Origin of the sequence: Brachybacterium sp. (assembly GCF_036379615.1) — a bacterium.
Taxonomy (GTDB): Bacteria; Actinomycetota; Actinomycetes; order Actinomycetales; family Dermabacteraceae; genus Brachybacterium.
Genome location: NZ_DASVGJ010000051.1, coordinates 1 through 25,273, shown reverse-complemented (window position 1 = coordinate 25,273; position 25,273 = coordinate 1). Strand labels below are relative to the sequence as shown.

Annotated in this window: 17 protein-coding genes and 6 tRNA genes; 7 read left to right on the top strand and 16 right to left on the bottom strand. The window is 69.9% G+C overall.

The window, feature by feature from the left end; genetic code table 11:
- Positions 1–127 precede the first annotated feature (127 nt).
- Positions 128–898: a hypothetical protein gene (locus VF289_RS09720; protein WP_330883502.1), complete on the top strand. Its 771-nt coding sequence runs from the start codon at positions 128–130 to the stop codon at positions 896–898.
- On the opposite strand, the gene VF289_RS09715 is transcribed toward VF289_RS09720, so the two are convergent.
- From VF289_RS09715 to thrS, 12 genes are all read right to left on the bottom strand, one after another.
- The gene (locus VF289_RS09715; RefSeq protein WP_330883501.1) at positions 885–3,296 is read right to left on the bottom strand and encodes a bifunctional (p)ppGpp synthetase/guanosine-3',5'-bis(diphosphate) 3'-pyrophosphohydrolase; all 2,412 of its coding nucleotides are present in this window, start codon (positions 3,294–3,296) and stop codon (positions 885–887) included. The two genes, VF289_RS09720 and VF289_RS09715, sit on opposite strands and share 14 nt — an antisense overlap.
- A 145-nt stretch (positions 3,297–3,441) precedes the next feature.
- Positions 3,442–3,987: an adenine phosphoribosyltransferase gene (locus VF289_RS09710; RefSeq protein WP_330883500.1), complete on the bottom strand. Its 546-nt coding sequence runs from the start codon at positions 3,985–3,987 to the stop codon at positions 3,442–3,444.
- Positions 3,984–5,264: a protein translocase subunit SecF gene (gene secF / locus VF289_RS09705; protein WP_330883498.1), complete on the bottom strand. Its 1,281-nt coding sequence runs from the start codon at positions 5,262–5,264 to the stop codon at positions 3,984–3,986. Before secF ends, VF289_RS09710 begins: the two co-directional genes overlap by 4 nt.
- Positions 5,261–7,207: a protein translocase subunit SecD gene (gene secD, locus VF289_RS09700; protein ID WP_330883496.1), complete on the bottom strand. Its 1,947-nt coding sequence runs from the start codon at positions 7,205–7,207 to the stop codon at positions 5,261–5,263. The genes secF and secD overlap by 4 nt, the downstream gene beginning before the upstream one ends.
- 84 nt (positions 7,208–7,291) lie before the next feature.
- The gene (gene yajC / locus VF289_RS09695; protein WP_330883494.1) at positions 7,292–7,705 is read right to left on the bottom strand and encodes a preprotein translocase subunit YajC; all 414 of its coding nucleotides are present in this window, start codon (positions 7,703–7,705) and stop codon (positions 7,292–7,294) included.
- 134 nt (positions 7,706–7,839) lie between these two features.
- On the bottom strand, positions 7,840–8,886 hold the full coding sequence (ruvB, locus tag VF289_RS09690) for a Holliday junction branch migration DNA helicase RuvB (protein WP_330883492.1): 1,047 nt from the start codon (positions 8,884–8,886) through the stop codon (positions 7,840–7,842).
- Entirely contained in the window at positions 8,883–9,497 is a 615-nt protein-coding gene (gene ruvA, locus VF289_RS09685) for a Holliday junction branch migration protein RuvA (protein ID WP_330883490.1), read from the bottom strand. The genes ruvB and ruvA overlap by 4 nt, the downstream gene beginning before the upstream one ends.
- A 26-nt stretch (positions 9,498–9,523) precedes the next feature.
- Positions 9,524–10,117 (bottom strand): crossover junction endodeoxyribonuclease RuvC, encoded by a 594-nt coding sequence (gene ruvC / locus VF289_RS09680; protein WP_330883488.1) that lies wholly within the window; start codon positions 10,115–10,117, stop codon positions 9,524–9,526.
- Between the two features lie 61 nt (positions 10,118–10,178).
- The gene (locus tag VF289_RS09675) at positions 10,179–10,943 is read right to left on the bottom strand and encodes a YebC/PmpR family DNA-binding transcriptional regulator (RefSeq protein WP_330883487.1); all 765 of its coding nucleotides are present in this window, start codon (positions 10,941–10,943) and stop codon (positions 10,179–10,181) included.
- Positions 10,944–11,054: 111 nt separating this feature from the next.
- Positions 11,055–12,338 (bottom strand): PrsW family intramembrane metalloprotease, encoded by a 1,284-nt coding sequence (locus tag VF289_RS09670; protein ID WP_330883485.1) that lies wholly within the window; start codon positions 12,336–12,338, stop codon positions 11,055–11,057.
- 106 nt (positions 12,339–12,444) lie between these two features.
- Positions 12,445–13,014 carry an HIT domain-containing protein gene (locus tag VF289_RS09665; protein WP_330883483.1) on the bottom strand — a complete coding sequence of 190 codons (570 nt, stop codon included), beginning with the start codon at positions 13,012–13,014 and terminating at the stop codon, positions 12,445–12,447.
- Positions 13,011–15,011: a threonine--tRNA ligase gene (gene thrS, locus VF289_RS09660; RefSeq protein ID WP_330883481.1), complete on the bottom strand. Its 2,001-nt coding sequence runs from the start codon at positions 15,009–15,011 to the stop codon at positions 13,011–13,013. The genes VF289_RS09665 and thrS overlap by 4 nt, the downstream gene beginning before the upstream one ends.
- A gap of 387 nt (positions 15,012–15,398) precedes the next feature.
- On the opposite strand from thrS, the gene VF289_RS09655 reads away from it, so the two are divergent.
- Positions 15,399–17,201: a BCCT family transporter gene (locus VF289_RS09655; RefSeq protein WP_330883526.1), complete on the top strand. Its 1,803-nt coding sequence runs from the start codon at positions 15,399–15,401 to the stop codon at positions 17,199–17,201.
- A gap of 254 nt (positions 17,202–17,455) precedes the next feature.
- Here VF289_RS09655 and VF289_RS09650 read toward each other — a convergent pair.
- The 4 genes from VF289_RS09650 to VF289_RS09635 all read right to left on the bottom strand — a co-directional run bounded on the left by VF289_RS09650 (position 17,456) and on the right by VF289_RS09635 (position 17,863).
- Positions 17,456–17,530, bottom strand: a tRNA-Val gene (locus VF289_RS09650).
- A 26-nt stretch (positions 17,531–17,556) separates the two neighbouring features.
- Positions 17,557–17,627 (bottom strand) — tRNA-Cys (locus tag VF289_RS09645).
- Positions 17,628–17,692: 65 nt separating this feature from the next.
- Positions 17,693–17,765: transfer RNA gene (locus tag VF289_RS09640), tRNA-Gly, on the bottom strand.
- 26 nt (positions 17,766–17,791) lie between these two features.
- Positions 17,792–17,863 (bottom strand) — tRNA-Val (locus VF289_RS09635).
- 333 nt (positions 17,864–18,196) lie between these two features.
- Between VF289_RS09635 and VF289_RS09630 the strand changes: the two genes are divergently transcribed.
- The 5 genes from VF289_RS09630 to treZ all read left to right on the top strand — a co-directional run bounded on the left by VF289_RS09630 (position 18,197) and on the right by treZ (position 25,144).
- Positions 18,197–18,272: transfer RNA gene (locus tag VF289_RS09630), tRNA-Gly, on the top strand.
- A gap of 27 nt (positions 18,273–18,299) precedes the next feature.
- Positions 18,300–18,374 (top strand) — tRNA-Val (locus tag VF289_RS09625).
- Positions 18,375–18,532: 158 nt separating this feature from the next.
- Positions 18,533–20,698 (top strand): glycogen debranching protein GlgX, encoded by a 2,166-nt coding sequence (gene glgX, locus VF289_RS09620; RefSeq protein ID WP_330883479.1) that lies wholly within the window; start codon positions 18,533–18,535, stop codon positions 20,696–20,698.
- 79 nt (positions 20,699–20,777) lie between these two features.
- Complete coding sequence (gene treY / locus VF289_RS09615) at positions 20,778–23,357, top strand: malto-oligosyltrehalose synthase (RefSeq protein WP_330883477.1); 2,580 nt, start codon at positions 20,778–20,780, stop codon at positions 23,355–23,357.
- Entirely contained in the window at positions 23,354–25,144 is a 1,791-nt protein-coding gene (gene treZ / locus VF289_RS09610) for a malto-oligosyltrehalose trehalohydrolase (RefSeq protein ID WP_330883475.1), read from the top strand. Before treY ends, treZ begins: the two co-directional genes overlap by 4 nt.
- Positions 25,145–25,273 lie beyond the last annotated feature (129 nt).

Genomic DNA, 25,273 nt, shown 5'->3' with positions numbered 1-25,273 from the left:
CGGGGCCCGCATCCGGTCCAGACCCACACCTGACCAGAGCCGAGGACCGTTCCTCCACCGCCCCCGTCTGTCCACAGCGACAGGCGGGGGCGTTGCTCTTCGGGGACAGAGGAACCAGAGTCGGTGCATGCAACAGCTCCTCGCACCCCGGCGACCCGTCCAGGGTGACCGGCTCGCCACCGCCGGGCGGGTCGCGATCCCCGCACGGCACCCGGACCCGGCGCCGGTCTCCATCGGCCTGTGCGCCGCCTGGTCGCACCACGCGGCAGAGCTCGCCGTACCGATCGGCGCCGCGCTCCAGCGCTGGGAGGAGACGCCCTCCACACGGGTGCTGGTCGCCGAGGGGCAGCTCGCGCGCCTGCTGCCCGGCCGCTACATCCCGCCTGATCTGCTGCGCAGCGCGGTGCAGCGCTCCCTCGCACTCGGCAGCGCCCTCGGTGCCCAGCTGCAGTCGCACCATGTGATCGCCGGGCCCTCCGCGGCCTGGGTGGTGCTGGGAGGGGATCCCCCGGCGACGGCGGAGCTGCTCTCGCCCGCGCACCGTGGGGACCTGGCCGGCGTGGTGCTGCGCCACGCCCGCCTGCACCCCGGCGACGTCGAGACGATCGGTGGCGCGCCCGTCACGGTCCCGGTGAGGACGGCGATGGACCTGCTGCGGTTCACCCCGGCACCGCTCGCAGCGCCATGGCTGCGCCGGCTGGTGGAGAGCGGGCAGACGGAGCCCGAGGAGGTGTTCCAGCGCCTGCACCGGATGCATCGGCACCCCGGCGTGCAGGCCGCCAGGGACCGGCTCGAGATGCTGCTGCTCGGTGTTCGCCCCACCGTGAACGGTGATCAGGCCGGCCTGGGTGACGATCAGCCCGCCGCGGGTGGCGCTGCGGCGATCAGCCCGTGGTGAGCGGCGCCGCCGCGCCCACCGGCTTGCCGTCCGCCGTGACGCGATAGACGTCGTAGACGCCCTCGATCCGCCGTACCTGCGCGAGAACCGCCTGCAGGTGCGAGGGATCCGCCAGCTCGAAGGAGAAGAAGCTGGTGGCCAGGCGATCACTGTTGGACTGCGCGGACGCCGACTGCAGATTCACCTGCTGCTCCGAGATGACCAGCGCAAGATCGGTGAGCAGTCGCGGTCGGTCCAGCGCCTCGATCTTGATGTGCACGAGATAGGCGGTGCTGTGACGCCCCGACCAGGCGACATCGACCATGCGATCCGGCTGCTGCGCCTGCAGCTGGACGGCGTTCGTGCAGGTCTCGTGGTGCACCGAGATGCCCGAGCCCCGCGTGATGAAGCCGACGATCGGATCGCCCGGAACCGGAGCGCAGCACTTGGCCAGCTTCACCCAGAGATCGGCGTGCCCGTCCACGATGACGCCCTGATCCGTCTCCGCCGCGCGCCGCTCGGCGCGACCGGCATGCGACCGCACGCGGGAGGGCAGAGTGATCTCGGCGAGGTCCTCCGCGGCCCCGTCGGCACCACCGAAGGACGCCCGCAGCTTCTCGACCACGTGCTGGGCGCCGGTGTGCCCCTCTCCGATCGAGGTGTACAGCGCATCGACCGAGGGCAGGCTCAGATCATCGGCCGCAGTGGCGAGGGTGTCGTGCGTGAGCAGGCGACGCATCGGCAGGTCCTGACGCCGCAGCGCCTTCGCGAGCTCCTCCTTGCCCTTCTCGAGAGCCTCCTCCCGGCGCTCCTTCGAGAACCAGTGCCGGATCTTGCTCCGCGCCCGGGGCGACTTCACGAAACCGAGCCAGTCCCGGCTGGGACCGGCATCCGGCGACTTGGAGGTGAACACCTCGACCACATCGCCGGTGGACAAAGAGGATTCGAGGGAGACCAGCCGGCCGTTGACCCGGGCACCGATGGTCCGATGCCCCACCTCGGTGTGCACCGAGTACGCGAAGTCGACGGGAGTCGCCCCCTGAGGCAGCGCCAGCACGTCCCCCTTCGGCGTGAAGACGTACACCTCCTGCGTGTTGATCTCGAAGCGCAGCGAATCCAGGAACTCCCCCGAGTCCGTGGTCTCCTTCTGCCAGTCCATGAGCTGTCGCAGCCACGCCGCATCATTGCTCACCGGAGTCGCCACAGCGCCGCCCTGGGCCGAGGCCATCGCCTTGTACTTCCAATGGGCGGCGACGCCGTACTCCGCCCGACGGTGCATCTCCCGGGTACGGATCTGGATCTCGACGGGCTTGCCGGTGGGACCGATCACCGTGGTGTGCAGCGACTGGTAGAGGTTGAACTTCGGCAGCGCGATGTAGTCCTTGAACCGCCCCTGCACCGGCGACCACCGTGCGTGCAGGGTGCCCAGGACTCCATAGCAGTCCCGCACCGTGTCCACGAGCACCCGCACCCCGACCAGGTCGTAGATGTCCGAGAAGTCCCGGCCGCGCACGATCATCTTCTGATAGATGGAGTAGTAGTGCTTGGGCCGTCCGGTGACCTCCGCCTTGATCCTCGCCTTGCGCAGGTCGTCGTTGATCTGGGAGGAGACCGTGGCGAGGTACTGGTCCCGAGCGGGCGCGTGCTGAGCGACGAGGGAGACGATCTCCTCGTACACCTTCGGGTACAGCACCTGGAAGGAGCGGTCCTCCAGCTCCCACTTCATGGTGTTCAGACCCAGGCGGTGCGCGAGCGGCGCGTAGATCTCCAGCGTCTCCTTGGCCTTGCGCTCCGCGGAGGCGGCCGGCACGTACTTCCAGGTGCGGGCGTTGTGGAGCCGGTCGGCGAGCTTGATCAGCAGCACCCGCACGTCGCGGCTCATCGCCACGATCATCTTGCGCACGGTCTCGGCCTGGGCGGCTTCGCCGTAGGTGACCTTGTCCAGCTTGGTCACGCCGTCGACCATCACCGCGATCACGTCACCGAACTCGGTGCGCAGGCGCTCCAGCGAGTACTCGGTGTCCTCGACCGTATCGTGCAGCAGAGCCGCAGCCACGACCTCGGCCGGGGAGCCGAGCTCCGCGAGGATCATCGCGACGGAGACCGGATGCGTGATGTACGGGTCGCCGCTCTTGCGGGACTGCCCTCGATGGGCACGCTCCGCCACGGTGTACGCCCGACGCACGAGCTCCAGGTTCTCCTTCGGGCTGACCGCAGTCATTGTCTCCAGCAGCGGAGCCAGCAGAGGATCGACGGAGGCACCGGAACGGGAGGAGAAGAAGGACAGCCGCGAGCGGTTCCTGCGGGGCGCCGACGACGGGCTGCGCGGTGTCGAGGCAGGAGGGGGCCCGGGCACCGTGCGCTCGTCGCTCGAGGTGCCGTCGGCTCTCGAGGAGGGGGACGCTGGTTCCTGGGACATGCACACCTCCTGGCTGAGGGGCTCAGTCTACGCGCGGGTCACCACTGGTCCCGACGCCATGGCCGGGAGCGCCCCCTCGGCAGAGCACGGCCCCGCGGCCGGGCACAGCCACCCAGCCGGGCGCTGCGCCGCTCGAGCGCCGGAGTCAGTCCTGGATCGTCCAGACCGCCGTGAGCGGGACGCCGGGAAGCTGATCGCGGCCCGCGAGCCCTGCGAGCTCGATGAGGAACGTCGCGCCGAGCACCTCGACGTCGAAGCGCCGGACCAGCTCCAGGGTCGCAGCGGCGGTGCCACCGGTGGCGAGCAGATCGTCGACCACCAGTGTGCGGGCACCGGCTGGCAGGGAGTTCTCGGGGATCTCGATGCGGGCGCTGCCGTACTCGAGGTCATAGGACAGCCCCGCGGGGTTCCCAGGAAGCTTCCCTGCCTTGCGGACAGGGATGAAGCCTGCACCGATCTCGTAGGCCAGCGGCGCTCCGAGCACGAATCCGCGGGCCTCCGTCCCGACGATGTACTCGATCCCTTCCGGGATCAGCGTCTTCCAGTGCTGGATCACGGTGCGCAGCGCCGCCGCATCGCGCAGCAGCGGCGTGATGTCGCGAAACAGCACCCCCGGTGTCGGGAAGCCCGGGTACTCGGCGATATGGGTCCGGAGCAGGGCGTCGATGGGTGCGAGGGCGGAGTCGGTCATCGGGGTCCTCGCTCGGTGGTGCGATGGCGGCGCGTGGCGCGGCGCGGCTGCCTCCCACGGGTGGCATCGGCGGAGGAACCGAACTGCTCAGGCACGGTATCGCCCGCGGCCACCGCCTCGGAGTCCGGGCTCTCGGCGGAGTCCGGGCTCTCGGAGGAGTCCGGGCTCTCGGCGGTGTCCGAACCCGTGTCGACGTCCGGGTCCTCGTCGGAGTCGCCGGCGGCCTCGCCCGCCGGCGTCCGGGAGATCGAGCTGGCGCGTCGCCCACCCCGCGCGGCCGCGCCCGAGGACTCATCCTCCGCACCGCGGCGTGCACGCAGCACCTTCTCCGTGTGCTCGGCGAGCTCCGGCTCCCCGCGGCGCAGGTCCACAAGGAATCCCGGGGCCAGGAACACCGAGGAGTAGGTGCCGGCGATGATGCCGATGAACAGGGCGAGGGAGATGTCCTTCAACGTCCCGGCACCGAGGATGAGGGCGCCGATCACGAGGATCGACCCCACCGGGAGCAACGCCACGACAGAGGTGTTGATCGAGCGCACCAGGGTCTGGTTGGCAGCACGCTGGACCTGGTCGGCGTAGGTGGTGCGCCGCTGACTGGTCAGGCCGGCGGTGTTCTCCCGCACCTTGTCGAAGACGACGATCGTGTCGTAGAGGGAGTACCCCATGACGGTCAGGAAGCCGATGACGGTGCCCGGCGTGATCTCGAGCCCCACCACCAGGTACACGCCGGCGGTGACCAGCATGTCGTGGAGCAGAGCGCCCATCGCGGCGAGCGAGGACTTGAGGTTGCGGAAGTACAGCGCCATCATCCCGGCGACGAGCGCGAGGAACACGATCACGCCGCGCAGCATCTTCTGGGTGACGTCGCCGCTCCACACCGGTCCGATGTAGGAGGTCGAGACGGACTCGGAGGAGACCCCGTACGCCTCAGCGAGGTCCCCCGCGATGGTGGCGGTCTCGACGGAGTCGAGCTGCTCGGTCTGGACCCTCATCGTGTCCTGGCCGAGCACGGTGATCTTCGGTTCATTGTCCGGGAGATGCTCTCGGACCACGTCGCGGGCGGAGGTCTGCTCGGTATCTGCGACCCCGGCGATCTGGAACTCGGACCCGCCGGTGAACTCGATGCCGAGGTTCGGTCCGCGCACCACGGAACCGATCGCGAGCAGCACCACGATGGCGAGGCTGATCAGATACCAGGTGCGGCGCCGTGTCACGATCGGGACGGTGCGCCGACCGGCGTGGAGGTCGTTGCCGAAGCGGGAGAAGGTCGCGGTCATCGGCTCTGCTCCTCGGAGTCGTCCTCTGCGCTGTCGGGCTCGACGGCAGGGTCCGTGGTCGACTCGTCCACGGTTCCTCCGCGTTCGCTGCGATCCCCGGCGATGCTCCCCGCGGCTGTGGTGCTCCCTGCCGCGGCAGCGCGCTCGGCGGCCTCGCGCTCCCGTCGGGCCCGTCGCACGGCGAGCGGCTCGCGAGGCTCTTCGTCCTCCGTCGCCGCACCGCGCCGACCGCGCTCGTGTGTCGCTCGGACCCGTCCGCGCCCGGCGTAGGCGGGCACCTGCCGGTCCAGGCTGGCCGGGTCCAGACCGCTCCAGGGATGGCCCTTGCCGAAGAAGCGGGACTGGACCAGAGACTGCAGCAGCGGATGGGTGAACAGGAAGACGATCACCAGGTCGAGGATCGTGGTGAGGCCCAGCACGAACGCGAAGCCTCGCACGCCTCCGGTGGAGAGCGCGTAGAGCACCACCGCGGCGATGAGGTTCACCGCATCGGAGGCGAGGATCGTGCGCTTGGCGCGATCCCAGCCGTGGTCGACGGCGGCGACGATCCCTCGCCCCTCGCGGATCTCGTCCCTCACCCGTTCGAAGTAGACGATGAACGAATCGGCGGTGAAGGCGATCGCCACGATCAGGCCCACCACGCCCGCCAGCGAGAGCCGGTAGCCGATCTCCGGGATGTTGGAGAGCACGGTGAGGGTGGCGTAGGTGAGCAGGCCCATGATCAGCAGGCTCGACGTGGTCACGAGTGCGAGCAGGCGGTACTGGGCGAAGGCGTAGAGCACCACCAGCGCCAGGCCGATCAGCCCGGCGATCAGTCCCATCTGGAGCTGATCCGCGCCGAGCGTGGCGGAGATCTGCTGCTCCGAGGCGACCTCGAACTCGAGGGGCAGGGCGCCGAAGCGCAGCTGGTCCGAGAGCTGGCTCGCCTGGTCCTGCGAGAAGTTCCCGGAGATCGAGGCCTCGCCGCCGGTGGAGGGCTCCTGCACCTCGGGAGCCGAGATCACCAGTCCGTCCAGCACGATGCCGAAGGCGCCGGTGGCGCCCTGCCCGCCGTAGAGGGCGGTGGTCATGTCGCCGAACGCCTGGGCGCCCTCCTCGGAGAAGCTCATGTTCACGACGTAGTAGCCGGTGGCCTGACCGGTCTGGTTCACATCGGACGCCACCCCGGAGCTCTCGATCGCGGACCCTGCCACGACCTCGGGACCCAGGAGGTACTTCACCGTGCCGTCGGGGTCGCAGGCGACCACCGGCTCGTCGGCGGAGGCCTCGGCGACCTTGTCCTGCTGTGTGCTCGGATCGGTGCAGTCGGCACTCATCAGCTCGGTCTGGATCTCCGGCGTGAGCCAGTCCATGGTCCAGGCCGGGTAGGGCAGCTCGCCCTCAGCCGGAGGTGCCGGGGGCGCCATCGAGGAGTCCGTGCCGAGGAGCCCGTCGAAATGGTGCTGCGCGGGATCGACCTGGGGCCGAGAGGACTCCTCGGAGCCTTCTCCCCCTCCGTCGGACGCCTCCCCGCCGCCGTCCGAGGCCCCGCCGCCGTCGGAGGGCAGCGCCTCTCCCGTTCCCTCGGGGGCGACCATCCCCAGGACCGGCCGGAACGACATCGCCGCCGTCTGCCGGATCGCCTGCGAGGTCTCCTGGTCGAGCTGACCGGGAACGTCGATGACGATGTTGGTCCCGCCCTGGACGGTGATCTCGGTCTCCGACACGCCCATGGCGTTCACTCGCTGGCTCATGATCTGGCGCGCCTGCTCCATGGCGGCGGCATCGATCGAGGAGCCGTCCCGGGACTGCGCCTGCAGGATGATCTGTGTGCCGCCCTCGAGGTCGAGAGCGAGCTTGGGTGCTGATTCCCAGCCGCCCTTCCAGACCCCGGCGCCGATCCCACCGCCCAGCAGCAGGATCAGCGCCGCAAGGGCCGCCAGGGCGATGCGACGTGCGGGCATGATGAGTTGTTCCTCTGGACGTCGGAAGATCGATGGTCGGGACGCGGAGCGCAGCTCGGCCCCTGCCGGGGTCGAGCCCCGGGGTCAGCGCAGGTCGCGGCGGGAGTCCTCATCGCCGACGGTGTCATTGCGACCGAAATCATCACGGAATGCGTCCTGATCGGAATCCTTCGCAGTCACTCCGGGGACCTCGCCCTCGGCCTGGTCCTCGACCTCCGAGGGCTCCTCGGCCTCGTCCTCGACCGGGGTGACGGCCTGCGCGATCGCCTGACGAGCCCACTTGGTCTGTGTGCCGTCCTCGGACTCGAGGACCACGACATCGTCGTAGGCCTCCACGATCAGGCCGAAGAAGCCCGAATGCGTGCGGACCTCGTCGCCGACGCCGAGCTGGCGCACGAGCTCGAGCTGCTTCTGCTGCGCCTTCTTCTGGCGGTTCGACATGAACAGCAGGGGCAGCATCATCACAGCGAAGATGAGCAGCAGGGGGAGAAGTTCCACGGAGTTCCTTTCGGCGGTCGGCCCCCGGAGGTGCTGCTGCACGATGCGGGTGCCGCCGCGGACGACTGACCGCACCACTGTACCTGTCGCCGTACCGTCGTCCTCCCAGCGATCGCGTGAGGACGGGTACGGGCTCAGAACCTGCCCAGCATGGGGGCGGTGCCCTCGGATCCTGCCGGTGGTTCGAGCCCCAGATGGGTCCAGGCCGCCGGTGACGCGGCGCGCCCGCGCGGGGTGCGCACCAGGAACCCCTCCCTCACCAGGTAGGGCTCGACCATCGTCTCGACGGTCTCCGTCTCCTCCCCCACGGCGACGGCGAGCGTCGACAGGCCCACGGGCCCCCCGGCGAAGCGACCGCAGAGGGCCGAGAGCACGGCCCGGTCCAGCCGGTCCAATCCCCTCTCATCGACTTCGTAGACGCGCAGAGCCTCTTTCGCCGCGGCCAGGTCCAGCTCGCCGCTGCCCCTCACCTGGGCCCAGTCCCGCACCCGGCGCAGCAGACGGTTGGCGATGCGCGGTGTGCCCCGCGACCGGGTCGCGATCTCGATCGAGGCGGAGTCCTCGAGCTGCACCTCCAGGCGTGCCGCGGAACGGCGGACCACCTCCCGCAACTCGTCCGGGGCGTAGAAGTCGAGATGGCCGATGAAGCCGAACCGGTCCCGCAGCGGCGCCGGCAGGAGTCCTGCCCGGGTGGTCGCGCCGACGACCGTAAACGGCGGCAGATCCAGCGGGATGGACGTGGCACCGACCCCCTTGCCGACGATCACGTCGACCCGGAAGTCCTCCATGGCGATGTAGAGCATCTCCTCGACGGGCCGTGCCAGGCGATGGATCTCGTCGATGAACAGCACCTCCCCCTCGTCGAGGGAGGAGAGGATGGCGGCGAGATCGCCGGCGTGCTGGATCGCCGGACCCGAGGTGATGCGCAGCGGCGCGGAGAGCTCGGCGGCGATGATCATCGCCAGCGTGGTCTTCCCCAGCCCCGGCGGCCCGGAGAGCAGCACGTGCTCGGGCGTGCGACCGCGCCCGGAGGCGGCGTCCAGGACGAGCGACAGCTGATCGCGCACGACCTGCTGGCCGACGAACTCGTCGAGCCGTCGCGGGCGCAGCGCGGCTTCCGCGGCACGCTCCGGCGGCACCGCGTCAGCACTGGTCAGCGGGAGCTCCTCGGGCTCCGTCATCGATTCCCTCCGAGGCCTCGCAGCGCCCGGCGCAGCAGCTCGGCGGCGTCGAGGTCAGCACCGTCCTCGGTCCGTGCGGACTCCACGGCCTGCAGTGCCGCCTTCTCGGCCCAGCCCAGGCCCACAAGGGCCTCGACCACATCGGCGTCCGGCCCACCGGCGGCGGCCCTCGCAGGGGCCGCCCCGCCCGGCGCGGCGGAGGCCGTGGATGGTGGTGCGAGCTTGCCGCCGAGCTCGAGGAGCATGCGGCTGGCGACCTTCGGACCGATGCCGGGTGTGCGGGTGATGGTCTTGGCGTCCTGCTCGGCGACGGCCCGGCGCAGCTCCTCGGGGTCCAGCACGGCGAGGACCGCAAGGGCGGTGCGCGGCCCGATGCCGGAGACGGACTGCACGACGCGGAAGGTCTCCGCCTCCTCGGCGTGGGGGAAGCCGAACAGGGTCAGGGAGTCCTCCCTGACCACCAGCTCGGTGTGCAGGGTGAGCTCGGCCCCGTGCCGGGTGGCGCTGAGCGCCTGGGGCGTGGTGCGGACGAGGTAGCCGATGCCGCCCACCTCGAGCACGAGGGAATCGAGGTCGATGCGGGCGACCCGGCCGGTCAGGGATGCGATCACCCGATCAGCCTAGAACACCTGTTCGATCAGTGCCGGGAGGTCGAGCGTTCCCGGGCGCGTCGCGCCTCCCGCTCGGCGCGAGCCCAGACGGCCTGAGCGCTGGTGCGGGCTCCGCCCGTCGAGTCCAGCGCCACCGGTCCCCCACCGCGCCACAGCTGTGTCAGAGCGATCGCGACGGCATCCGAGGCGTCGGCCGGCTGCGGTGCCGCGTCCAGTCCCAGCAGTCTGATCAGCATCGTCTGGATCTGCTTCTTGTCCGCGCGGCCGCTGCCGGTCACTGCGGCCTTCACCTCGGAGGGGGTGTGGAGCGCGGTCGGGATGCCGCGTTCGGCCGCCTCGAGCAGAGCGATGCCGGAGACCTGCGCGGTGCCCATCACCGTGGAGATGTTGTTCTGGCTGAAGACCCGCTCGACCGCGACCGCATCCGGGGCGAACTGCTCGAGGGCGCCCCGCAGGCCGCGCGCGATGGTCAGCAGGCGCACATCGAGCGGGTCCTCGGCCTCGGAGCGCAGCACCCCGGCGTGGACCAGCCGCGCCCGGCGCCCGCCCAGCGCATCGACCACCCCGATCCCGCACCGGGTCAGGCCGGGGTCCACCCCGAGCACCCGCAGGGTGGTCATCTGCCCCGCCTCCGCACGGACGACAGGGCCGCTCGCGCGGTGCCTGCGCCGTCCGTCGGGGTCATCCCGCGTCCGTCTCCGCGAGCTGGGCGGCGACGTCCTCGGGGATGTCGAGGTTGGAGTAGACGTTCTGCACGTCGTCGCTGTCCTCGAGGGCCTCGATCAGGCGCAGAGCCTTCTGGGCGCCGTCGAGGTCGACCGGCGTGCGCATGGTCGGCATGAACTGCGCCTCGGCGCTGTCGTAGTCGATGCCCGCCGCCTGCAGGGCGGTCCGCACGGCGACCACGTCCGTCGCCTCGGAGATGATCTCGAAGGTCTCGCCCTCGTCGTTGATCTCCTCGGCGCCCGCGTCGAGCACCACCTCGAGCAGGTCGTCCTCGCTGTGCTCTCCTTTGGGGACCGTCACCACTCCCCTGCGCTCGAAGAGGTAGGACACCGATCCGGAGTCGGCCATGTTGCCGCCGCCGCGGTTGAAGGCCAGCCGGACCTCGGAGACCGCACGGTTCTTGTTGTCGGTGAGGCACTCGACCAGGACGGCGACGCCGCCGGGTGCGTAGCCCTCGTACATGAGCGTCTCGTAGTCGACGCCGCCGCCGTCCAGGCCGCCGCCGCGCTTGACGGCGCGATCGATGTTGTCATTGGGGACGGAGGTCTTCTTCGCCTTCTGGATGGCGTCGTAGAGCGTCGGGTTGCCAGCTGGGTCAGGGCCACCCATGCGCGCGGCGACTTCGATGTTCTTGACCAGCTTGGCGAACAGCTTGCCTCGCCTGGCATCGATGACGGCCTTCTTGTGCTTGGTGGTCGCCCACTTGGAATGCCCTGACATCTCGCTCCTTCCGACTCCGCCGCCGTCCGGCGGCCGATTGCCGGCCCAGTCTAGTGGCTGGTCGGGTCGGGGCCGCTCAGGCGCGACCCCGGAGACGCGGGTGCGGGCCGCTCAGCTCCGCACGACAGGGGCCGTGAGCGCCCCGATCAGTCGGCGATCGGCGGTGATCGACTCCAGCAGCTCGCGCTCCCGGGCGCGCGTCTTGGCGGTGCGCTTGCCGAACAGCACGCTGTGCCGCTCCATCCCGAGCACGATCGCGGAGCTGATCAGGTGGCGCATCCCCATGCGGGCCACCGCGCCGTGGCGCGAGGCCCACTTCTCGGCGCGTCGGCGGCGGCGCATCGAGATCAGCGTCTCCACCTCGTCCGGGGAGAACCAGCCGGCGCGGCCGTACTCCGAGAGCTGGCGGCGCAGGATCCGCTTCTCCCTCAGGCGCAGGAAGAGCACGATGCCCACCAGCAGCACGAAGATCGGCACCTGGACGCTGACGTAGTAGCGCAGGAAGCCCGCCAGCGGCGCCTCAGGATCGACGGGGAGGAAGAAGGTGGAGCCGTTCCAGAGCGCGTGCAGCACCATGCCCAGCGACATGCCGCCCACGCCGAGCCCGAAGTAGAGCATCAGCGAGCGGCGCTCGGCCGCGATCCCGAGGCCCAGCCCGCACAGCGCGGTGAAGGAGACGTGGGCGAAGGGCGAGAGGATGCCCCGCAGGAAGAAGGTCTGCCAGAAGACGGCGACCTCGCCGGCGGCCTGCGCCTGGTGGAAGGAGTTGCCGAAGTACAGGATGTTCTCGGTGAAGGCGAAGCCCCCGGCGATGAGTGAGGCGTAGACCACCCCGTCGAGCGGGCCGGAGATGTACCGGCGCCCCCAGATGAGCAGACCGATCAGACCGGCGCACTTCATCGCCTCCTCGATCACCGGGGCCTGGATGACGGCCCCGAGGAAGGAGCTGATCAGGGCATCGGTCTCCGCCGGCGTGATCCACGCGGTGAAGAAGCCGCCGAAGAAGAGCGTCAGCAGGACGGAGCCGATCGCTCCCCAGGCGAAGGCGTAGATCAACGACATCCGCGGCTGGGGGGTGTAGCGGTCCAGCCACCACACCGCGGCGAAGACCATCGCGACCGGCACCAGGGCGGCGGTGAACGCGACCAGCGAGGTGCCGAAGCCGAGCGGCAGGATGACGAAGACGTAGAGCGCGACCGCGGCCGCGGCGAGGCTCAGGAAGGACAGGCCGAAGATCACCCAGCGCAGCCAGGGACGTCTCCGACGCGATGGGGAGGAGCTCGACCGCCCCATCCTGCCGGGGGCACGGGGATCGACCCTGTCGACGTCGTAGCCGTACGGGTCATCGGTGCGGGGCGCGGCGGCGCGCGAGGGGGTCCCGGTCGTGCTCGTCACTGGCAGTCCTGCCTCTCCCCCGGTCGGTGCGACCTGTCCCCGTGCTGTCCCCGTGGCCTCTGCGAGAGCAGCGGGGCGCGTCGAGGTCGGCCGCAGTCATGCTAGCTCAGGGCCAGGCGTCGGCGTACAGCGCGCGGGTGTCCGCGAGCAGGATCGGGATCGCCTTGGTGCGGCCGACGACAGGGAGGAAGTTGGAGTCCCCGGGCCAGCGCGGCACCACGTGCTGGTGCAGATGGGCGGCGATGCCCGCCCCGGCGACCTCACCCTGGTTGATGCCCAGGTTGAAGCCCGCGGGTGCGGAGACCGCGCGGATCACCTGCATGGCGGTGCGGGTGAGCTCGGCGACGTCGAGCACCTCTGCCTGGTCCAGCTCCGTGTAGTCCGGGACGTGACGGTAGGGGCATACCAGCAGGTGCCCGGAGTTGTACGGATAGAGGTTCAGGATCACGTAGGCGCTCTCGCCGCGGTGGACGATCAGCGCGTCCTCGTCGCTGCGCGTCGGGCCGACGCAGAAGGGGCACTGCTGATCGTCGTGCGGGTCCTGCGGCTTGTTCTCCCCGCCGATGTAGGCCATGCGGTGCGGGGTCCACAGCCGCTGGGTGTCGTCGGGGACGCCCGCGAAGTCACGGGCGTCCTCGACGACTGCCTCTCCGGCGGCTCCCTGCTGCGAGGTCACACCTGCACCTTGTCGTGGATCGAGGCGACGATCCTCTCGACCGCCTCGTCGACGTCGATGCCGTTGTCCTGGCTGCCGTCGCGCAGACGGAAGGAGACCGCGCCCTTCTCCTGGTCCTCGCCGCCGGCGATGAGCAGATAGGGCACCTTCTCCTTGGTGTGGGTGCGGATCTTCTTCTGCATCCTGTCGTCGGAGGAGTCGACCTCGACCCGGACCCCGCGGGCTCGCAGCTTCGCGGCGACCTCCTCGAGATAGGGCACGTACTCCGCCGCGACCGGCACACCGACCACCTGCACGGGGGCCAGCCACACCGGGAAGGCACCGGCGTAGTGCTCCAGCAGCACACCGAAGAACCGCTCGATCGAGCCGAACAGGGCACGGTGGATCATCACCGGGCGCTGGCGCGAACCGTCGGGGGCGGTGTACTCGAGCTCGAACAGCTCGGGCTCGAAGAAGTCCAGCTGGATGGTCGAGAGCTGCCAGGTGCGGCCGATCGCGTCCTTGGCCTGGACGGAGATCTTCGGACCATAGAAGGCGGCGCCGCCCGGGTCCGGGACCAGCTCGAGACCGGAGGCGGTGGCGACCTCCTCGAGGGTGCGGGTGGCCTCCTCCCAGGTGGACTCGTCGCCCACGGACTTCTCGGGATCGCGGGTGGACAGCTCCAGGTAGAAGTCATCCAGCCCGTAGTCCTTGAGCAGTCCCAGGACGAAGTCCAGGGTCGAGGCGATCTCGTCCTTCATCTGCTCACGGGTGGTGTAGATGTGCGCATCGTCCTGGGTGAAGCCGCGGGCACGGGTCAGGCCGTGCACCACGCCGGACTTCTCGTAGCGGTAGACGCTGCCGAACTCGAACAGCCGCAGCGGCAGCTCACGATAGGAGCGACCGCGGGAGGAGAAGACGAGGTTGTGCATCGGGCAGTTCATGGGCTTGAGGTAGTAGTCCTGGCCCTGCTTGGTGATGTTGCCGTCCGCGTCCACCTCCTCGTCCACGTGCATCGGGGGGTACATGCCCTCGGCGTACCACTCGAGGTGCTTGGAGGTCTCGAAGAGGTTCTTCTTGGTGATGTGCGGAGTGGAGACGAAGGAGTACCCGGCCTCCACGTGGCGGCGGCGGGAGTAGTCCTCCATCTCCATCTTGACCATGGCGCCCTTGGGATGGAACACCGGCAGGCCGGAACCGATCTCGTCCGGGAAGGAGAAGAGGTCCAGCTCGCTGCCCAGGCGGCGGTGGTCGCGGCGCTCGGCCTCGGCGATGCGCTCCTGATGGGCGCGCAGCTCCTCCTTGGTGGGCCAGGCGGTGCCGTAGACGCGCTGCAGCATCGGGTTCTTCTCGCTGCCGCGCCAGTAGGCGGCGGCGGAGCGGGTGAGCGCGAAGCCGTTGCCGATCAGCTTGGTGCTGGGCAGGTGCGGCCCGCGGCACAGATCCGTCCAGACGGTCTGGCCCTTCTTGTCGACGTTGTCGTACATGGTCAGCCCACCCTCGCCGACCTCGACGCTCGCGCCCTCGCCGGCGTCCTCGGCGGTGGACTTCAGCCCGATGAGCTCGAGCTTGTACGGCTCACCCGCTTCCTCGACGCGCGCGGCGTCGTCGGTGATCTCGCGGCGCACGAAGCGCTGGCCGGACTTGACGATCCGGTTCATCTCCTTCTCGAGCGACTTGAGGGACTCGGGGGTGAAGGGCTCGGCGACATCGAAGTCGTAGTAGAAGCCGTCGGTGATCGGCGGGCCGATGCCGAGCTTCGCGTCCGGATTCGTCTTCTGGACCGCCTGGGCGAGCACATGGGCGGCGCTGTGGCGCAGGATGGACAGGCCGTCGGGGCTGGAGATGTCCACGCCCTCGACGCTCTGCTCCGCAGCCGGGGCGGTGTCCAGGTCACGCAGCTCCCCGTCGATGCGCAGGGCGATGATCGAGGGGGTCGCCGCGAAGAGCTCGGTGCCCGTGGTCCCCTCCTCGATGTGCTGGGGGGAACCGTCGAGGGTGAAGGCGATCTGGGCCACGGGGGTGCTCCTTGAGTTCGGGTCGAGCCGGCCGACGATGCCGGCTCCACGGGTGATGGTATCGGGCTCCCGGCCGCCGCTGCTCCCCCGGGCCCGCGGGTTCGCTGGGTCACGCCGAGGAGGTGAGTCCCTGCACATCGACAGGCCGCGCTGGCTGGTGGGAGGCGGGAGCGCGGATCTGCGGATTGTCGGATCGTTAGTCTGTGCCGGCACGACATCCCCTCCCCAGGAAGGAGTGCGCCCCTCCTCACCGCCCCGCGGGCGCGCCGGGGCGTCTTCATGAGCTAGAGCACACAGACCACCAAGGAGCTCCTCGAGGATCTCCGCACCGCTGCTCCACGGCGCCGGAAGCGTCACCAAGCAGGCCTCGACAAGGCAGTCTTCGTCATCGCCGCCGTCCTGGCGATCGGCTTCGTCATCTGGGGCCTGATCTCGCCGACCGGCCTGGGCTCCGTGGCCACCAGCGCCCTGAACGGCGTGATGGGCAACTTCGGCTGGCTGTACGTCATCGCCGCGACGGTGTTCACCGTCTTCGTGATCGTCGTGGCGTTCTCCCGCTTCGGCCGGATCCCGCTGGGGCGCGACGGCGAGGAGCCGCAGTTCAAGACCGCCTCCTGGATCTCGATGATGTTCTCGACCGGCATGGGCATCGGCCTCGTGTTCTACGGCGTGGGCGAGCCGCTGTTCTTCTACATGTCCCCGCCGCCGGGCACCGTCGAGGGCCAGACCCCCGAGGCGATGACCACGGCCATGGGCACGACGCTCTTCCACTGGACCCTCTACCCGTGGGCGATGTACGCGATCGTGGGCCTCGGCATGGCCTACGGCACCTTCCGCCTGGGCCGCTCGCAGCTGTTCTCCTCGATGTTCGCCTCGCTGTTCGGCGAGCGGATCTCCGAGAGCATCGGCGGCCGCGTCATCAACATCCTGGCGATCCTCGCGACCCTGTTCGGCTCCGCCTGCTCCCTCGGCCTCGGCGCCCTGCAGATCGGCGGCGGCATCGAGTCCGTCGGAATCATGAGCGATGTGAGCTCTCCGGCGCTCGTGATCATCATCGCGATCCTCACCGCCTGCTTCGTCGCCTCGGCCGTCTCCGGCGTCGAGCGCGGCATCCAGTACCTCTCGAACATCAACATGGTGCTCGCAGTGCTCCTCGCCCTGATCGTCTTCATCGGTGGGCCCACCCTCTTCATCCTCAACGTCATCCCCAACGCGGTCGGCGGCTACATCGGCGACCTTCCGGAGATGGCCTCGCGCACCGCCGCCTCCGGCGACGAGTCGCTCTCCGAGTGGATGAGCAGCTGGACCGTCTTCTACTGGGCGTGGTGGGTCTCCTGGTGCCCCTTCGTGGGCCTGTTCATCGGCCGCATCTCCCGTGGCCGCACCATCCGCCAGTTCGTCGTGGGCGTGCTGCTGGTGCCCTCCGTCGTCTCCCTGCTGTGGTTCTCCGTCTTCGGCGGCGGAGCGATCGGCATCCAGGAGCGTGCGGAGAAGTCCGAGGACACCTCCGCGATGCTCTCGCAGATCGTCGACGGCGCGCCGGACATCAACTTCGACCTGATTCTGTTCGACACCCTGCAGGCGCTGCCCCTGCCGGGCGTCATCATCGGCGCGCTGATGGTGCTGGCCGTCGTGCTGATCGCGATCTTCTTCGTCACCGGCGCGGATTCCGCCTCGATCGTCATGGGCGGTCTGAGCGAGAAGGGCGCCCAGGAGCCCACCCGCAAGGTGGTCGTCTTCTGGGGCGTGGCCACCGGTGCGGTCGCCGCGATCATGCTGCTGGCCGGCGGGAACGATCCCGCAGCGGCGCTGAACGGGCTGAAGAACATCACGATCGTGTCCTCCCTGCCCTTCGTGATCGTCATGCTGCTGCTGTGCGTGGCGATCTGGAAGGACCTCTCGAAGGATCCGCTGATGATCCGCAACCGCCTGGCGCGGCACATCCTGGAGGACTCGGTGGAGACAGCCATCGGCCGTCATGATGGCGAGCCCTTCGAGCTCCGCACGGTCGAAGCGGTCGTGGAGGTCACCGCGGCCGATGCCGAGAAGATGGAATCCGACAAGAAGTCCCGCGCGGCACGTTCGGCGACGTCCGCCGAGGCGACCGATGCCTCCACGCCGGGGTCGACGCCCGCAGACGGCGCGCAGGCGGCGCGCCACGACGGAGAGACCGACTCCCCTCGGAGCTGACGACGGCGGCGTCACGCGCGACGCCGGTGCACCACGAGGGCCCCTGCCTCACGGCAGGGGCCCTCGTCCGTGTCCGGCACGGCGCCCTCCGAGGTCGTGCCGTGATGGCATCGAGATCAGACTGCCAGGAGGGCCCGACGCCCTCCCTGCGACGGAGGTCGATGAGGCCGCCGAGGTGCGATGAGCATGGGGCGCGGGGACATGGACCGGGGACGTGGAAGGAGCCCCGACCATCGGCCGGGGCTCCTTCGTGCTGGTGGGCGATACTGGGATCGAACCAGTGACCTCTTCCGTGTCAGGGAAGCGCGCTACCGCTGCGCCAATCGCCCGGGACGGCATCCTGAGATGCCACCGGAGGTGGGTACGGGATTCGAACCCGTGTACACGGCTTTGCAGGCCGTTGCCTCGCCTCTCGGCCAACCCACCACAGATGCTCTCGCATCTATGGGAAACGGCGCTCCCGACGAGTCGTCGAGCGCGCCGCTCCTCGGAGCGGACGACCGGATTCGAACCGGCGACCCTCACCTTGGCAAGGTGATGCTCTACCAACTGAGCTACGTCCGCATGACCGGGATCCATGGATCCTGTCGTGGGCGATACTGGGATCGAACCAGTGACCTCTTCCGTGTGAAGGAAGCGCGCTACCCCTGCGCCAATCGCCCGAAGGTGCTGGCCACCCTCTTGAGTGGACTCGAAGAAGCTTACACGGTGTGACGGGGGCTCCGCACCACTCGGCGTGTGACCTACATCCCGGCCGCGAACGGCCGGCCCCCCAGCCGATGCCTGCCGCGCCCGCGCGACCGCCCCTCCGTGCACGCACCCGTCCGCCACGACCCGCACGCCCCGCCGATGCGCGACCGCGACTCCGCCGCGCACCGCAGCGACCTGCCGCGGCACCGCCCGTCACCCCGGTGACCTCGGACACTGTCGACCCTCAGCATTTGCGCGACGGCCCAGGGCGGAATATTGTCTTCCTTCGTCGGCCCAGCCGATGTGCGGACGTAGCTCAGTTGGTAGAGCATCACCTTGCCAAGGTGAGGGTCGCCGGTTCGAATCCGGTCGTCCGCTCCATCCCTCCCCCGCGTCCTCGGACGCACCGGGCGATTGGCGCAGCGGTAGCGCGCTTCCCTGACACGGAAGAGGTCACTGGTTCGATCCCAGTATCGCCCACCACGACGGCCCCCTCGCAGCAGCGAGGGGGCCTTTTCGTGCTCCCCCGGGGCACCACCTCGGGGAGCTTTCGAGGCAGGTCACCGCCTCTGCGCCCCCACTGCCCGCACGGACGCGCCGTGCCTGATACCCCGCCGGGACTTCCCGTCTACTGTGGGCTCATGCAGATCTGGACCGGACAGGCCTATCCCCTCGGCGCCACCTTCGACGGCTCGGGCACGAACTTCGCCCTCTTCTCGGAGGTCGCCGAACGCGTCGAGCTGTGCCTCGTCGACGAGCGGGGCGCCGAGCGCCGGGTCGAGATCACGGAGGTCGACGCCTACGTATGGCACGTCTACCTGCCGTCGGTGCAGCCCGGGCAGCGCTACGGATTCCGGGTGCACGGCCCGTACGACCCCGCCGCCGGGCATCGCTGCGATCCCTCGAAGCTGCTGCTGGACCCCTATGCGAAGGCCATCGCCGGGATGGCGAGCAACCATCCCTCGCTGTACAGCTACGACTTCGAGAACCCCCAGGAGCGCAACTCCGACGACTCCGCCGAGCACACCATGCACTCGGTGGTGGTCTCCCCTTACTTCGACTGGGGAAACGATCATCCGCCGGCCCACGAGTACCACGACACCGTCATCTACGAGGCCCACGTCAAGGGCCTGACCATGCTGCATCCCGATATCGACGAGGACATCCGCGGCAGCTACGTCGCCATGGGGCACCCCGCGATCATCGAGCACCTCCAGGAGCTGGGCGTCACCGCGGTCGAGCTGATGCCGGTCCACCAGTTCGTGCAGGACGGGCACCTGGTCGAGAAGGGCATGCGCAACTACTGGGGCTACAACACCATCGGCTTCTTCGCTCCCCACAACGAGTACTCGCACGCCGGTCAGCTGGGCCAGCAGGTCCAGGAGTTCAAGCAGATGGTGAAGAACCTCCACGAGGCGGACATCGAGGTGATCCTCGACGTGGTCTACAACCACACCGCCGAGGGCAACCAGCTCGGCCCCACCCTCTGCTTCCGCGGCATCGACAACGCCGCCTACTACCGCCTGGTCGAGGAGGACAAGGCGCACTACTACGACACCACCGGCACCGGGAACTCGCTGCTGATGCGCACCCCGCACGTGCTGCAGTTGATCATGGACTCGCTGCGCTACTGGGTCACCGAGATGCACGTGGACGGCTTCCGCTTCGACCTCGCCTCCACCCTCGCCAGGGAGCTGCACGAGGTGGACCGGCTCTCCGCCTTCTTCGACATCATCCAGCAGGACCCGATCATCTCCCAGGTCAAGCTCATCGCCGAGCCCTGGGACCTCGGCGAGGGTGGCTACCAGGTGGGTGGCTTCCCGCCGCTGTGGTCGGAGTGGAACGGCAAGTACCGCGACACGGTGCGGGACTTCCACCGCTCCGAGCCGGGCAAGATCGGTGACTTCACCTCGCGTCTGGCCGGCAGCTCGGACCTGTACCAGCACACGGGCCGCACCCCGATCGCCTCGATCAACTTCGTCACCGCGCATGACGGCTTCACCCTGCGGGATCTGGTCTCCTACAACGATCGTCACAACGAGGCCAACGGCGAGGGCGGCAAGGACGGCGAGAGCCACAACCGGTCCTGGAACTCCGGGATCGAGGGGCCGACGGAGGACTCTGAGGTGCGGGACCTGCGCCTGCGTCGAGCGAAGAACCTCATGGCGACGCTGCTGCTCAGCCAGGGCGTGCCGATGATCCTGCACGGCGACGAGATGGGCCGCACCCAGGGCGGCAACAACAACACCTACTGCCAGGACAACGAGCTGTCCTGGATGGACTGGGAGCTGGATCCGTACGAGATGGACATGCTCTGGTTCACCCAGAGCATCATCGCGCTGCGCCGCGACCATCCGATCTTCCGCCGTCGGCGGTTCCTGCAGGGCGTGACCCAGGACGGCGCCGACTCGGTGCTCCCGGACGTCGAATGGCTCGGCACCGACGGCGCCCTGATGACCGACGAGGACTGGGACAACCCGCAGAACAAGTGCTTGACGATGTTCCTCAACGGCTCCGGCATCCCCGAGCCGAACCTGCGGGGGGAGCGGATCGTCGACAGCTCGGCGCTGGTGATGTTCAACGCCTCAGGGAACCCCGTGGACTTCACCCTGCCCCCGGCCGACCACGGCCGGGAGTGGCGCGTCCAGCTGGGCACCGGCGACACCATCGAGGTCGGTGAGGCCCTCACCGCAGAGACCACCCTGACCCGGCCGAGCCACTCGCTCCTGATCCTGATGCGGCCCCCCATGACGGATCCCGAGGACTCCCTCCCCGAGCAGGACGAGACCCGCAGCACCCGGGCCTGAACCGGACCCCTCCACGACGACCGCCCTGCCCCGGCGCCATGAGGACGGCCCGGACGTGACGAAGGAGAGCATCCGCCCCGTGAGCATCGACCCCGGACACCGTCCCTCCCCGCGCCGGTTTGAGAGCGCCACCACCGGGGCCCTGCCGGCCGTCCGCCCGGTCCCGACCTCCACCTACCGCCTGCAGCTGCATGCGGGCTTCACCGCCGATGACGCCGCAGAGGTCATCCCCTACCTCGCCCGGCTCGGCGTGGGCCACGTGTTCTGCTCCCCCATCCTCCAGGCGGCGCCCGGCTCGATGCACGGCTACGACGTGGTCGACCACACCAGGATCGGCGAGGAGATCGGCGGGGAGGGCGCGCTGCGACGCCTCGCCGACGCCGCCCATGCCCACGGGATGGGCCTGATCGTGGACGTGGTTCCCAACCACATGGCGATCCCCACGCCGATCTGGCACAACCGTGCCCTGTGGTCGGTGCTGCGCGAGGGGCCGCACTCCCCCTTCTCGGACTGGTTCGACGTGGACCTCGCCGGGGAGCTCTCGGTGCTGGTGCCGGTGCTGGGCCGCCCGATCGGCGCGGTGCTGGCCGACGGCGAGATCACCCTCGGGGAGGCGGAGGTCCCTCAGGCCGACGGCACCACCCGGATCGAGCACGTGGTGCGCTATTACGACCATGCGCTGCCGGTCGCCGCGGGGACGGAGCATCTCGGGCTCGCCGACCTGCTGGATCGGCAGTGGTACCGCCTGGCGTACTGGAAGGTCGCCGACGACGAGCTGAACTACCGGCGGTTCTTCGACGTGGACACGCTCGCCGCGGTGCGGGTGGAGCTGCCGGAGGTGTTCGACGCCACCCACGCGACCCTGCTGCGGCTGCAGGGCGAAGGGGTGATCGACGGCTACCGCATCGACCATCCTGACGGACTGGCGGATCCCCGGGGCTACCTGCGGGATCTCGAGCGCGCGACCGGTGGGGCCTGGACCGTGGTGGAGAAGATCCTGGACGGCGAGGAGCAGCTGCCAGGGGACTTCCCCTGCGCGGGGACCACCGGCTACGACGCGCTGTGGAGGGTGGGCGGCCTGTTCCATGATCCTCACGGTGCGATCGGCCTGACCCATCTGTGGCAGCGCCGCACCGGTGACCTGCGACCCTTCGACGAGGTCGCCGAGGAGTCCACCGATCTGATCGTCTCGACCAGCCTCTGGGCGGAGATCGAGCGCCTGACCACGCTGATCCATCGCATCTGCCAGGAGGACATCCGGCTGCGGGACACCACCCGGCGCAACCTCCAGAAGGTCGTGGTGGCGCTGCTGGGGTCCATGGACCGCTACCGCGCCTACATCGTCCCGGGCGAGCCTGCCTCCGGGGCGGAGCGGGCGGTGATCGAGCAGGCCGCTGCTCGGGCACGTCACCGGCTCGGCGAGGACGAGGACCTCATGGCGACCCTCGAGACGGTCGTGGCCCTGGTCTGCGGCGACGAGGTGGGCAGCGCAGGGCGCACGCGCAGCGCGGAGAGGGACGAAGTGGTGGTGCGCTTCGCTCAGACCTGCGGCCCCGTGCACGCGAAGGGCCTGGAGGACACCGCGTTCTACCGCTACTCCCGCTTCGTGGCCGTCAACGAGGTGGGGGCGAACCCGGACCGGATCGGGGTGGACCCCGATGAGCTGCACGATCACGCCCTGACGATGGTGCGCACTCGTCCCGATGCGATGACCACCCTGTCCACCCACGACACCAAGCGCAGCGAGGACGTTCGCGCCCGTCTCGCCGTGCTCACCGAGCAGCCGCTGGAATGGGCGCTGGTGGTGCAGGACCTGGATCGGGCGACCGCCGCGCACCGCGGCGACCGGGTCGATGGCGCGATCGAGCTGCTGCTGTGGCAGATCCTCGCCGCCTGCTGGGGCCTGCCCGGCGCAACCACCGCCCCGCTGACTCCCGAACGGCTCGAGGGCTACCTCCTCAAGGCCATGCGGGAGGCGAAGGTCCACACCACCTGGACCGAGCAGGATCCCGAATACGAGCAGCAGGTGCTCACCCTGGGACGAGCGGCTCTGGATGCGCCCGAGGTCGACGAGATCCTCACCGACTGGACCCGCCGCACCTTCGCCGCACAGCGCAGCGCGATCCTCGGCCAGAAGCTGGTGCAGCTGACGATGCCCGGCGTCCCTGACGTGTACCAGGGCAACGAGACGATCGACCTGTCCCTGGTGGACCCGGACAATCGCCGGCCGGTGGACCACGCGGCGCACCGGGCTCGTCTGGAGAGGATGATCGAGGGGGCGGGGCCCGACGGGATCGCGGACGAGAAGCTGTGGCTCACCCACCGCGCCCTCGGGCTGCGTCGCGAGCGGCCGGAGCTCTTCCAGGGACGCGAGGCCTCCTACCGTCCGCTGCCCACCACGACCGGGCACGCCCTCGCCTTCGGGCGTGCGGCGGGCGAGGGACCGATCGGGACGGTGACCGTGGTGACCCGACTCGCCCACGGTCTCGCCCAGCGAGGGGGCTGGGGCGAGGCGTGGATCGCCCTGCCTCCGGGCCGCTGGCGGGACACGCTCACCGGCAGGGAGCTCACCGGCGGGCAGACCCCGCTGGACACGCTGTTGGACGACTGGCCGGTCGCGCTGCTGGTGCGCGCCGGTGACCAGGAGGACGCCCGATGAGCACCACGCCCGACGGCCCGTCCGCGGGCGCCCGCTACCGTGTCTGGGCACCCGCGGCCCGGCGGGTGACCGTACGGGTCGACGGGGCCGAGCATCCGATGCGCCAGCAGGCGGACGGCTGGTTCGACCTGCCGGAGGTGCCCGCAGTGCCCGGCGCCCGCTACGCCTATCGGCTCGACGACGGGCAGCTGTGGCTGCCCGACCCGCGATCGCTCTCGCAGCCGGACGGCGTCCATGCCGACAGTGAGGTGGTCGACCCGGCCTCCCTGAGGCAGGAGGCCGGATGGGAGGGCCGCAGCGTGCGAGGGCAGGTGCTGTACGAGGTGCACGTGGGGACCTTCACCGCCGGGGCCGACGGGACCGGCGGCACCTTCGACTCCGCGATCGAGCGCCTCGACGAGCTGGTGGATATCGGCGTCGACGCGATCGAGCTGATGCCCGTGGCGCCCTTCCCCGGGGACCGCGGCTGGGGCTACGACGGGGTGGGGCTGTACGGGGTCCATGCCGCCTACGGCGGGCCCGAAGGTCTTGCGCGTCTGGTCGCCGCCGCCCACCGGCGAGGTCTCGCAGTGGTCCTCGACGTGGTCCACAACCACCTCGGCCCCTCGGGCAACTACCTGGGCATGTTCGGTCCCTACTTCACCGACCGCCACGAGACGCCGTGGGGTTCGGCGGTGAACCTCGATCAGCCCGGCTCCCGTCAGGTGCGCGATTTCCTGGTGGGCAGCGCCCACCACTGGCTCGTGGACATGGGGCTGGACGGGCTGCGGCTGGATGCCGTGCACGAGCTGAAGGACGACTCCCCCCGCCACTTCCTCGCCGAGCTCGCCGACGCGGTGACCGCGTGGGAGGAGGAGACGGGGCGCCCGCTCACCCTGATCGCCGAATCCGATCGGAACCAGCCCTCCACCGTGAGCCCCACCGGCCTGGGCGGCCTCGGCATGGACATGCAGTGGGCCGACGACGTCCACCACGGCGTCCACGCCTGGATCACCGGCGAGCGCACCGGCTACTACGCGGACTTCGGACGCACCGAGGCGCTGGCCACGGTGCTCCAGCAGGTGTTCCTCCATGCCGGCACCTGGTCCAGCTTCCGGGAGGCGGTGTGGGGAGCACCGGTGGATCCCGCCTCCACCGCGTACGACGCCCACTCCTTCGTGACCTTCCTCCAGGATCATGACCAGGTGGGCAACCGCGCCGCCGGCGATCGCATCCACCACGGGATCACCCCCGGGCAGCACGCAGCGGCGAGCGCTCTGATCCTGCTGGGCCCCGGCACGCCGATGCTGTTCCAGGGCGAGGAGTGGGCGGCGTCGACGCCGTTCACCTACTTCACCGACCACGACGACGAGCTGGGGGCGCTGGTGAGCGCCGGTCGGGTGCAGGAGTTCGCCGCGATGGGCTGGAGCGATCAGGTCCCCGATCCTCAGGCCCGCTCGACCTTCGAGTCCTCCTTCCTGCGCTGGCAGGAGCGGGAGCAGGGAGAGCATGCGTCGATGCTGGAGTGGTACCGCCGTCTCATCGCACTGCGGCGCGAGCTCCCGGATCTCCACGACCCTGACCTGGGCAGGACCTCGCTCGAGGTGATCGCGGAGGAGACGGTGCTGCTGCGCCGGGGCGGTGTGGCCGTGCTCGCGCACCGGGGCCCGGGCCCGCTCGGCGCGGGGCCGCGGACGCTGGAGGTGCTGGCCTCCTTCGGCGACGTCTCGCAGGACGCGGCTGGCGCGCTCCGGCTCGCCGGGGCGGGAGCCGTGGTGCTGAGACCGGCCGACGGCCCCCTCGGCTGAGCGCCCTCAGGAGGCGGCGTCCGCCGTCCCGGAGTGCTGAGCGTCGTCCGGCGCCCCGGGGCGCAGCAGCGCTCCCCCGTCGTTCGTGAGCGAGGCGAGGCGGGAGAGGGCGCGGAGGTACTTCTTGCG

Coding starts and splice junctions, on each gene's coding strand:
- ruvB (WP_330883492.1), bottom strand. CDS start 8,886: ATGACGGAGCCCGAGGAGCTCCCGCTGACCAGTGCTGACGCGGTGCCG.
- VF289_RS09715 (WP_330883501.1), bottom strand. CDS start 3,296: ATGTCCCAGGAACCAGCGTCCCCCTCCTCGAGAGCCGACGGCACCTCG.
- treZ (WP_330883475.1), top strand. CDS start 23,354: ATGAGCACCACGCCCGACGGCCCGTCCGCGGGCGCCCGCTACCGTGTC.
- VF289_RS09710 (WP_330883500.1), bottom strand. CDS start 3,987: ATGACCGACTCCGCCCTCGCACCCATCGACGCCCTGCTCCGGACCCAT.
- glgX (WP_330883479.1), top strand. CDS start 18,533: ATGCAGATCTGGACCGGACAGGCCTATCCCCTCGGCGCCACCTTCGAC.
- ruvC (WP_330883488.1), bottom strand. CDS start 10,117: ATGACCACCCTGCGGGTGCTCGGGGTGGACCCCGGCCTGACCCGGTGC.
- VF289_RS09675 (WP_330883487.1), bottom strand. CDS start 10,943: ATGTCAGGGCATTCCAAGTGGGCGACCACCAAGCACAAGAAGGCCGTC.
- secF (WP_330883498.1), bottom strand. CDS start 5,264: ATGACCGCGACCTTCTCCCGCTTCGGCAACGACCTCCACGCCGGTCGG.
- secD (WP_330883496.1), bottom strand. CDS start 7,207: ATGCCCGCACGTCGCATCGCCCTGGCGGCCCTTGCGGCGCTGATCCTG.
- VF289_RS09720 (WP_330883502.1), top strand. CDS start 128: ATGCAACAGCTCCTCGCACCCCGGCGACCCGTCCAGGGTGACCGGCTC.